General features: G+C 75.2%; 7 protein-coding genes. 4 read left to right on the forward strand and 3 right to left on the reverse strand.

Annotated elements, in window-relative coordinates; genetic code table 11:
- Nucleotides 1-19: 19 nt before the first annotated feature.
- Genes OKX07_RS08535 through OKX07_RS08545 form a run of 3 tightly spaced genes read right to left on the reverse strand, consistent with a single transcriptional unit; the run spans nt 20 to nt 4,604 of the window.
- Nucleotides 20-2,341 (reverse strand): DUF3488 and transglutaminase-like domain-containing protein, encoded by a 2,322-nt coding sequence (locus tag OKX07_RS08535; protein ID WP_265631396.1) that lies wholly within the window; start codon nt 2,339-2,341, stop codon nt 20-22.
- The gene (locus tag OKX07_RS08540) at nt 2,338-3,606 is read right to left on the reverse strand and encodes a DUF58 domain-containing protein (protein WP_265631398.1); all 1,269 of its coding nucleotides are present in this window, start codon (nt 3,604-3,606) and stop codon (nt 2,338-2,340) included. The genes OKX07_RS08535 and OKX07_RS08540 overlap by 4 nt, the downstream gene beginning before the upstream one ends.
- Nucleotides 3,606-4,604, reverse strand: coding sequence for an AAA family ATPase (locus OKX07_RS08545; RefSeq protein WP_265631399.1), 999 nt, complete (start codon nt 4,602-4,604; stop codon nt 3,606-3,608). Before OKX07_RS08545 ends, OKX07_RS08540 begins: the two co-directional genes overlap by 1 nt.
- A gap of 528 nt (nt 4,605-5,132) precedes the next feature.
- Between OKX07_RS08545 and mraZ the strand changes: the two genes are divergently transcribed.
- From mraZ to OKX07_RS08565, 4 genes are all read left to right on the forward strand, one after another.
- On the forward strand, nt 5,133-5,606 hold the full coding sequence (gene mraZ / locus OKX07_RS08550) for a division/cell wall cluster transcriptional repressor MraZ (protein WP_265631400.1): 474 nt from the start codon (nt 5,133-5,135) through the stop codon (nt 5,604-5,606).
- Between the two features lie 301 nt (nt 5,607-5,907).
- Nucleotides 5,908-6,912, forward strand: a complete 1,005-nt coding sequence (gene rsmH / locus OKX07_RS08555; protein ID WP_265631401.1) for a 16S rRNA (cytosine(1402)-N(4))-methyltransferase RsmH — start codon at nt 5,908-5,910, stop codon at nt 6,910-6,912.
- On the forward strand, nt 6,909-7,322 hold the full coding sequence (locus tag OKX07_RS08560; protein WP_265631402.1) for a hypothetical protein: 414 nt from the start codon (nt 6,909-6,911) through the stop codon (nt 7,320-7,322). The genes rsmH and OKX07_RS08560 overlap by 4 nt, the downstream gene beginning before the upstream one ends.
- 143 nt (nt 7,323-7,465) lie before the next feature.
- Nucleotides 7,466-9,343 carry a peptidoglycan D,D-transpeptidase FtsI family protein gene (locus OKX07_RS08565; RefSeq protein WP_265631403.1) on the forward strand — a complete coding sequence of 626 codons (1,878 nt, stop codon included), beginning with the start codon at nt 7,466-7,468 and terminating at the stop codon, nt 9,341-9,343.
- Nucleotides 9,344-9,353 lie beyond the last annotated feature (10 nt).

Raw genomic sequence — 9,353 nt, forward strand, 5'->3', positions numbered from 1 at the left:
CGGCGAGCGGCTGAGCAGCTCAGCCGACCGTGGCCGGCTCGCGCCTCGACGCTCGCGTGAGTCCCTCGCGCACGCCCCCGCGCACCTGCTGCACCCACTCCTCCAGCTCCTCGGGTGCGTGCTCCACCGGGCTGGGGGCGTAGCGCGCCCGCTCCACCGCCCCGGCAAGCTGTTCGAGCGCGTCGCGCGCCGGCCCCTGGAGCTCCTGGCCCGTGCGGGCGGCGAGGCCGGCCTGCACCTGGAGCACCGCCCCGCGCGGGCTCGTCGCGTCCGACCACCGCACGTCGGCACGCGCCAGCTCGCGTCGGACGGCCGCCCACGCCTGCTCGGGCGTCGTCGCGTGCTGCCGACGTCGCCGCAGGAGGAACGCCGCCAGACCCGCGCCGGCGAGCAGCAGCACGACACCCGCGCCGATCGTCACGAGCAGGCCGGTCGAGGAGTCGTCGTCGCCGGCGGCCGGTACCCCGGTGGGTGCGGTGGCCGCGGCGCTCGGCAGCGCCCCGGCCTGGCCCTCGGGGATCGCGCCCGGGATCGAGCCCGGGGCGGTGATGCCGGAGAACGGGTCGGCCCACGTCGGCGGGGGACCGCTCTGGGACGCGGGGGTCGGCTCGAACCGGACCCACCCCTGCCCCTCGAAGTACAGCTCGGGCCAGGCGTGGGCGAGCCTGCCCGTGACGACGTACACGCCGTCGTCGTCCCGTTCGCCCGGCAGGAAGCCGACGCCGACGCGGGACGGGATGTCGAGCGTGCGGGCCATCATGGCCATCGCGGTCGCGAACTGGACGCAGTAGCCGCGGCGGTCCTCCAGGAAGTCCCACACCGCGTCCGACGTCCGGGCCGGCGGCACGCGGGTGTCGTACGTGAAGTTGGCGGCGGACCGGAGCCACGACTGCAGGTCGACGGCCTGCTCGTAGGCACCCTCGGAGTCGGCGGTGATCTCGGCGGCGAGGGCCGCGATGTCCTCGACGTGGTCCGTCTCGGGCACGGCGGTGTGCAGCGCCGTGTCCGGGGGTGTGCCGGCAGGGGCGGCGCGCAGGTCGTCGTCGGTGAGCGTCGGCACCTGCACGAGCATCGAGTACGTGAGGCCGTCGCCGGTGGACCGCTCGCCGACCACCTCGTCGCGCAACCCGTCGTACCCCCACTCGCCTCCCACCTCCACGGTGCGTGGGAACGTGGCGACCGGGAGCCGGCGCTCGCGCAGCGCGCCGACCTCGACGTCGACCCGCGCCAGGCTCCCGGCGGTCGCGTCCGGCGCGGTGCCCTGCAGCTGCGGGTCGGACGACAGCAGCAGGCCGGCGTCCCAGGGCTCGAGCTGCTCGTTGTCGGTGCGCTGCCACAGGCGGCCGTCGAAGGTCGAGAGCGTGAAGGCGCGCAACGGTCCGACCAGGCGCGCGTTCACGGCGGGCGTCGCAGGCTCGCTGGGCGTCGCGCCCGGGGTGGCGGGCGACGTGCCGTCGGCGCCCTCCGTGCTGCCGTCGTCCTGCCCCGCCCCCTCCTGCTCGTCCGCGGGGGCCGCGGGGTCCGTCACGCGGTACCGGAGCACGACCTGCGCCGAGCGGGTGCCGAGGCTGTCGCGCAGGTCGAGGTCGTCGCTGAGCTCGAGCGGGCCGACCGGCCCGTCGCCGAAGGTCGGCAGGTCGACGCTGGCCCAGCCCGGAACGTCCATCAGCACAGGGCCGGACAGGAGGCTCACGCCGGCCAGCGCGACGGCCGCCACGGCCGCGGTGCACGCCCGCCGCAGCCGACCGGCGTGCGCGTGCAGGGGCGCCGCGCCGTACGCGAGCAGGGCCAGGTAGGCGCCGGCCGTCCAGAAGACCGGCGCGGCGCCGGCGGGGAAGCCGAGCACGACGGCCGGGACCCACAGCGCGAGCAGCGGCAGGCCGGCGACGGCCGGCACGCGCAGGGCCAGGACCGCGACGTCGACGAGCAGGTAGACCGCCAGCGCACCGACGACGAGCAGCATCTCGCCCGGACGTACGTCGGGCATGGGCACGAACGAGTCGTTGACGACGAGCACACCCTGCCGGGCGGTCGCCCACGCGCGGCCGACGGCGTCGAGGTCGGGCAGGAACTGCGGGCGTCCCGGGGGAGCCCCGTACCGCAGCACGAGGCCCACGAGGCCGACGACCGCACCGACGGCGGTCGGCGCCCACCACCGGCGTGTCATGGCGCGCGCCAGGGCCGTGGCCGTGGCGACGACCAGCACCGCGACGCAGCCCACGACGAGCCAGCGGCGGCCGGCGACGAGGCCGGTGAGCGCGAGCAGGCTCGCCCACGTCGCGAGCACGCACAGCGCGGTGCCGAGGACGGCGCGCACGCCCTGCTCCGGTGCGTGGGTCATCGGGCACCGCCCAGCAGCCGGAGCCAGCACTCGACGGCGTCCTCGCCCGTGGTGACCTGGGCGACGCGCCAGCCCGAGCGGCGCAGCGCGGTGGCCGTGTGGTGGGCGTCCCGGGCGTCGCCCGCGCTGCGCCCGTCCGCGCGGACCATCGCCCAGCCCTGCGCGACGTCGCCGACGTGGGCCAGCGCGGCCCGCCCCGGCGCGGACAGCGGCCCGATCACCGCGACGACGATCTCGCCCGCGGCCTGCGACGTGTCGAGCAGGCGGACCGCGTCGAGCAGCTGCGTCTCCGACTCCGCGGAGGTCCGGGCCGGTGCGAGGTCGAGCGTCAGGTCGAGCAGCGCGGCGCGCGCCTCGAGACCGCTGCGCGCGTGGACGTAGGGCGAGGCGCCGCGCGCGGGGCCGGCCGCGGTGCCCGTCGCGATGCCGGCGCCGGCGAGCCGCACGGGGTGCCCGGTGTCGAGCATCGCCAGCGCGATCGACGCCGCGAGCGAGATCGTCCACTCGGCGGCGCTCGCCCGCACGGGCAGGTCGAGCAGCACCGACACCGGGCGCATCCCGGCGCGCTCGTCGGAGCGCACCAGGAGCGTGCCGCGGCGGGCGCTGGAGGTCCAGTGCACGCGGCGCAGGTCGTCGCCCTCGCGGTAGTCGCGCAGGTTCGCGTCGTCCGTCGACGGGCTCCGCGCACCGAGCGCGACCCGGTCGGGCTCGCCGACGAGCACGTCGGACGGCGCGGGCAGTGCGACGACCGTCGGCCACACCGCCACCTGGGACTCGGTGCCGAGCGTGGTGCGGGACCGCACGACGCCGAACATGTCCGTCCGGGTCACGACGAGCGGTCCCAACGGCCAGCGGCCCCGCTGCGTGGCACGCACGGGGTAGCGCACGAGCGCGTGGTCGGCGCGGCGCGTGACGCGTGCGCGCAGCGCCCGCCCGCCCGACAGCTCGACGGCGGCCTGCTCGGAGAAGCGCAGGCCCGCGAGCCGGGCACGGCCGGCCCGGTCGGTCGCGCGGATGTCGACGCGGACCTCGGCCTCCTGGCCGGCGTGGACGGGGTCGGGCCGCACCTCGCGGTGGACGACGATCCCGCGTCGGCCCCGCACGGCGTCGACGACCATCACGGAGACCAGCGCGGTGACGGGGACGGCGAGCAGCAGGACGCCGATGCGCACGAGGTCGAGGGAGCCGAGCCCGATTCCGGCCTGGAGCGCGACGAGGCCGACCGCGGCCAGCGCCCAGCCGCGGGGGGTCGGGCGGCGGCGCATCAGCCCAGCGCGCGCCGTGCCCGGGCGATGGGCTCGGCGGCCGGCAGGGGCGTGCGCGCGACGATGTCCGCGACGACGTCCTGCGTCGTGCGGCCCGACAGCCGTGACTCGGTGCTGGGCAGCAGGCGGTGGGCCAGCACGGGCACGGCCAGCTCCTGCACGTCGTCGGGGAGCACGTGGTCGCGACCCGACATCGCGGCGAGCGACCGGGCGGCGCGCAGCAGCTGGATCGTCGCGCGCGGCGACGCCCCCAGACGCAGCCCGGCGTCCGCGCGGGACGCCGTGGTGAGGTCGACGACGTAGCGCTTGACCGCCGGCGCGGCGTACAGGCGACGGGCGATGTCGATCAGCTCCTGCACCTCGGCCGCGTCGGTGACGGGCCGCATGCGGGCCAGGGGGTCGGAGTCCTCCTGCTTGTCGAGCATCTCCAGCTCGGACTCCACGCTCGGGTAGCCCACGGTCAGGCGCGCCATGAACCGGTCGCGCTGGGCCTCGGGCAGCGGGTAGGTCCCTTCCATCTCGACGGGGTTCTGCGTCGCGACGACGAGGAACGGCCGTGGGAGCGGGTACGTGCGCCCGTCGACCGTGGCCTGCGCCTCCTGCATGCACTCCAGCAGCGCCGACTGGGTCTTGGGGGACGCGCGGTTGATCTCGTCGCCGATGACGACGTGCGCGAAGACCGGCCCGGGGCGGAACTCGAACTCGTGCGTCTGCGCACGGAAGATGTTCACGCCCGTCAGGTCGCTCGGCAGCAGGTCGGGCGTGAACTGGATGCGGCCGACCTGCGCGTCGATGCTGCGGCCGATGGCCTTGGCGAGCGTGGTCTTGCCGACCCCGGGCACGTCCTCGAGGAGCAGGTGCCCCTCGGCGAGCAGCACGGCCAGCGCGACCCGGACGAGCTCCGGTCGACCGGTGACGACCGACTCGATCCCGGTGCGCAGGCGGTCGACGGTGTCGACGAGCCTGTCCAGATCGTGCGGTGACGGCAGTGCCTGCATGTGTTCGACTCCCTCGGCGGACTGGGACGAGCGTACGCACGCATCCGACCTCCTGGTGCGAGGTTCACCCGTGCCGTGCCCGTTGCGTGGCGGTCCGCCTCGATCCTCCCGGACGCTGGTCCGGTTCGCGCAGTCCACGACGGCTCCCGACCCGTCGGCCCCGTGGCCCTCCACTTCCCTCCCCGCCGACCGGGATCCCGGGCGCGGCGGTCCCGCGGGCGTCCGACCAGGGTGCCGGATTGCCGCCTTCCCCCTGGTTCGTCCTGGGATCGCCGTCGCCCCGTCGTTGACGTTCGTCACGTGACGCGCCGGGCCCTCCACTTCACTCCACCGCTCTGACCTGCACGAACGCGCATCGGATGGGTGAACTTGGCCTCTTGACAAGTCGCGTGTGGAGGGAAGTGGAGTACCGTGGAGGCACGTGGAGAGGGCGGGAGCGGTCCCGTCCTCGGGGTCGTCCGGGAGCACCCGGGCGGGCCACCACACGGGGGGTTTGACCGACGCGGTGCCGACCAGGAGAGGAGTGAGGTGTCGCATGAACCGTTGGGCGCCTACGGCTCCTTCGCGCCGTTCCTGGGGACGTACACACCGCGTCTCGACGACAAGGGTCGCCTCATCCTCCCGGCGAAGTTCCGGCCGCAGCTGGCCGGCGGTCTCGTCATGACCCGGGGGCAGGAGCGCTGCCTGTTCGTGCTGCCGATGGACGAGTTCCGCCGGATGCACGACCAGCTGCGGACCGCTCCGGTCACGAGCAAGCAGGCGCGTGACTACCTGCGCGTGTTCCTGTCCGGGGCCAGCGACGAGCTGCCCGACAAGCAGGGCCGCATCTCCATCCCGCCGATGCTGCGCACGTATGCCGGCCTCGACCGGGACGTCGCCGTCATCGGCACCGGCACCCGCGTCGAGATCTGGGATCTCACGGCGTGGGAGACCTACCTGTCCGAGCAGGAGGCGGGTTACGCCGACACGACCGAGGAGGTCTTCCCGAACGGCCCGTTCTGAGCCGTCGGCCGGCCTCCGGGCCAGCGCGTACCACCCCCGCACCCCTCGCCACCGTCCCGCCGTCCGCCGCACCACCGCGGTCGGTGCGCAGCCGTCCACCCCGACCCGTTCCCTGGCTCCGCCCGTCGAGACCTCCCCCCGTCCGTTCTGACGCCACTTCCCCGGCGCCAGAGGGTCGGTGGGGGATCTGGCCGGACGGTGGAGGGACCGTTCGGCCATTCACATGTATCACCAGCCCCATCAGCCTCATCTGTCACATCTGCACCACCAGCGACGACCGGCCGACCAGCGAGGAGGGGTGATGAGCGAACAGACCGACGCCGGTGCCGCGTCGCGGCACACGCCCGTCCTCCTGCAGCGCTGCCTCGACCTGCTGGCACCCGCGCTCGCCGTCCCCGGCGCCGTGCTCGTCGACTCGACGCTCGGCATGGGAGGTCACACCGAGGGTGTGCTGCGGGCGTTCGACCACGTGCGCGTCGTCGGCATCGACCGCGACCCGCAGGCGCTCGCGCTGGCCGGTGCGCGGCTCGCGCCCTTCGGCGACCGGTTCACGGGCGTGCACGCCGTGTACGACGAGATCGCCGACGTGCTCGAGGACCTCGGCATCACGTCCGTGCAGGGCGTGCTCATGGACCTCGGCGTGTCCTCGTTGCAGCTCGACGAGGCCGAGCGCGGCTTCGCGTACGCGCACGACGCCCCGCTCGACATGCGCATGGACCCGACGACCGGCCCGACCGCGGCCGACGTGCTCAACACCTACGACGAGCGGGACATCGCACGCGTGCTGCGCGTGTACGGCGAGGAGAAGTTCGCGGGCCGGATCGCGCGCGGCGTCGTGCGGCGGCGCGAGCGGGCGCCGTTGACCCGCACGTCCGAGCTCGTCGACATCGTGCGGGCCGGCGTGCCGGCCGCGACGCGACGCACGGGCGGGCACCCGGCCAAGCGCACGTTCCAGGCCTTGCGCATCGAGGTGAACGGTGAGCTCGCCGCGCTCGAGCGGGCGCTGCCCGCGTCGCTCGAGGCGCTCGCGGTCGGCGGCCGGATCGTCGTCGAGGCCTACCAGTCGCTCGAGGACCGGCTCGTCAAGCGCGCGCTCGCCGCGGGCGCCACGTCGAGCGCACCACCCGACCTGCCGGTCGAGCCCGTGACGCACACGCCCTACCTTCGGCTCCTCACGCGTGGCGCCGAGGAGGCCGACGCGCAGGAGCTCGCGCGCAACCCCCGGTCGCAGTCCGTCCGCCTGCGCGCCGCCGAGCGACTGCGTCCCACCCCTGACCACCTGCGCACCCCGAGGAGAGCCGCATGAGCGCCCAGGCCGCCGCCCGCACCGGCGCTGCACGCGCCTACCCGCTGCCGTCCCGTCCGGCAGCGGCCCCCCCGCCGCGCCTGCGGGTCGTCCGCGCACCCGCGCAGTCGCGCTCGCGCGTCCCCTTCGTGCTGGCCTGCATGGCCGTCCTCGGCGGTGCCCTGCTCACGGCGCTCCTGCTGAACACGCAGATGGCGTCGCTCGCGTTCGAGCGCTACGAGCTGTCGAACGACCTCGGCCGGCTGCGGCAGGACCGCATGGACCTCGTGGCGCAGCACGACGCGCGCTCGTCGCCGTCGCAGCTCGCCGCGGCGGCCCGTGCCCTGGGCATGGTCGAGGCCAACGGCACGGGCTGGCTGCGGCTCGCGGACGGCAGCGTCCAGGGGGCCCCCGCACCCGCAGGCGGATGAGCACGCGGACGACGGGCGGGGGAGCGCCGACGGCGCGCCCCGCCCGGCGACAGCCCGCACCGCGGGCAGCGGCCACTGCGCGGGCAGCGGCCGCTCCGCGCGTCGCCCCGGCCCGCGCCGGGGCGCGTGGCACGGTGGGCCGCGTGAGCGAGCGGACCGGCACGGTCCCGCGCCGGCGACCCGCGCAGGACGCCGCCGCGCGGCGCGCCGACGTGCCCGCCCGCCCGCGCACGCCGGCCACGCGCACGTCGGCCGCGCGCACCCGTACGCCCGCGCCGCCGCCTCGACGCGCTGTCGTCGCGTCACGCCCGCGGATGATCACGCTCGTCGTCGCGCTGGTGCTCGTGCTCGTGACGTTCGCGGCGCGGCTCGTGTACGTCCAGGTGGTCGCCGGCCCGGAGCTCGCCCGCGAGGCGCGCGAGGCGCGGATGACGACGGTGCAGGTCATCGGTGCGCGGGGGGAGATCACCGACGTCAACGGCGTGGTGCTCGCGACGTCTGTCGAGCGGTACGACATCGGCGTCAACCAGAACAAGATCGCGCGCTACGAGGCGACGGGCGGTGCGGGCGCGCTGGGCGGTGCCGCCGGCGTCGCGCAGCGGCTGGCCCCGCTGCTCGACATGAACGCCGCCGAGCTCGGCGGTCTGCTGGTCGGCGAGCGCACCTTCGTCTACGTCAAGAAGAACGTGCTCCCGGACGTCGCGCGCGAGATCTTCGAGATGCGGATCGACGGGGTCATGGTCGACAAGGTCGCGGAGCGCGTCTACCCCAAGGGAGCGGTCGCGGGGAACATCCTCGGGTTCGTGAACTCCAGAGGGCTCGGCCTGCAGGGCCTGGAGTCGTCCCTCGACGAGCGGCTGCAGGGCACGGCCGGCCACGACCGCTTCGAGCGGGGCAAGGGCGGGCAGGCCATCCCGGGCGGCGTCAGCGAGGGCACGCCGGCCGAGCAGGGCGACTCGGTGCGCCTGACCCTCGACTCGGACCTGCAGTTCCGCGCGCAGGAGGAGCTCGACGAGCAGGTCGCGGCCACGGGCGCGAGCGGCGGCGCGATCGTCGTCATGCGCCCGGACACGGGCGAGGTCCTGGCGCTCGCGGACTCCGCGACGATCGACCCCAACGAACCCGGTGCGCAGGCGGGCGAGCGGCTGTCCGCGGCCGTCAGCGACGTCTTCGAGCCGGGCTCGACGGGCAAGGTCGTGACGATGGCCGCCGCCGTCGAGTCGGGCGTGGTCCAGCCGACCGAGCAGTTCGAGGTCGCGGACCGCTGGCGGACGCCGCAGGGCGAGACGATCAAGGACTCCCACGACCACCCGGTCCTCAAGCTGACGGCGACGGGGATCTTCGCGGAGTCGTCGAACGTCGGGACGATCCTCATCGGCGAGCGGCTGTCCAAGGAGCAGCGCCACCACTACCTCTCGGCGTTCGGCTTCGGCACCCGCACGGGCATCGAGATGCCGGGGGAGTCGCCCGGCATCCTGCACCCCGCCGAGGACTGGCAGGGTCGCGACGAGTACGCCGTGCTGTTCGGCCAGGCCGTGTCGGTGAACGCGCTGCAGGCCGCGAGCGTCTTCGCGACGATCGCCAACGGTGGGGTCCGCGTGCAGCCGCACCTCATCGCGGGCTGGACGTCGGCCGACGGGCAGTACACGCCGGTGGCGCAGGAGCCCGGCACGCGCGTCGTGTCCGAGCAGACCGCGCAGACGGTGCTGTCGATGATGGAGAGCGCCGTCGACGAGGGCACGGGCGGCAACGCGGCCATCGCGGGGTACCGCGTCGCCGGCAAGACGGGGACCGCGCAGAAGTTCGACCCGAGCGGCTACACGGCGTCCTTCATCGGCGTCGCGCCGGTCGACGACCCGCAGGTGGTGACCGCGGTGATCCTCCACGACCCGCGGACGTCGATCTACGGCGGTGCGGTCGCCGCACCGGTCTTCTCGACCGTGACGGGCTTCGCGCTGCAGCAGCTCGGGATCGCGCCGTCGGGTGCGCCCGCGACGCTCTTCCCGGCGACGTGGGAGTGAGCGAGCGGGG

The sequence above is a fragment of the Cellulomonas sp. S1-8 genome (assembly GCF_026184235.1).
Lineage (GTDB): Bacteria > Actinomycetota > Actinomycetes > Actinomycetales > Cellulomonadaceae > Cellulomonas.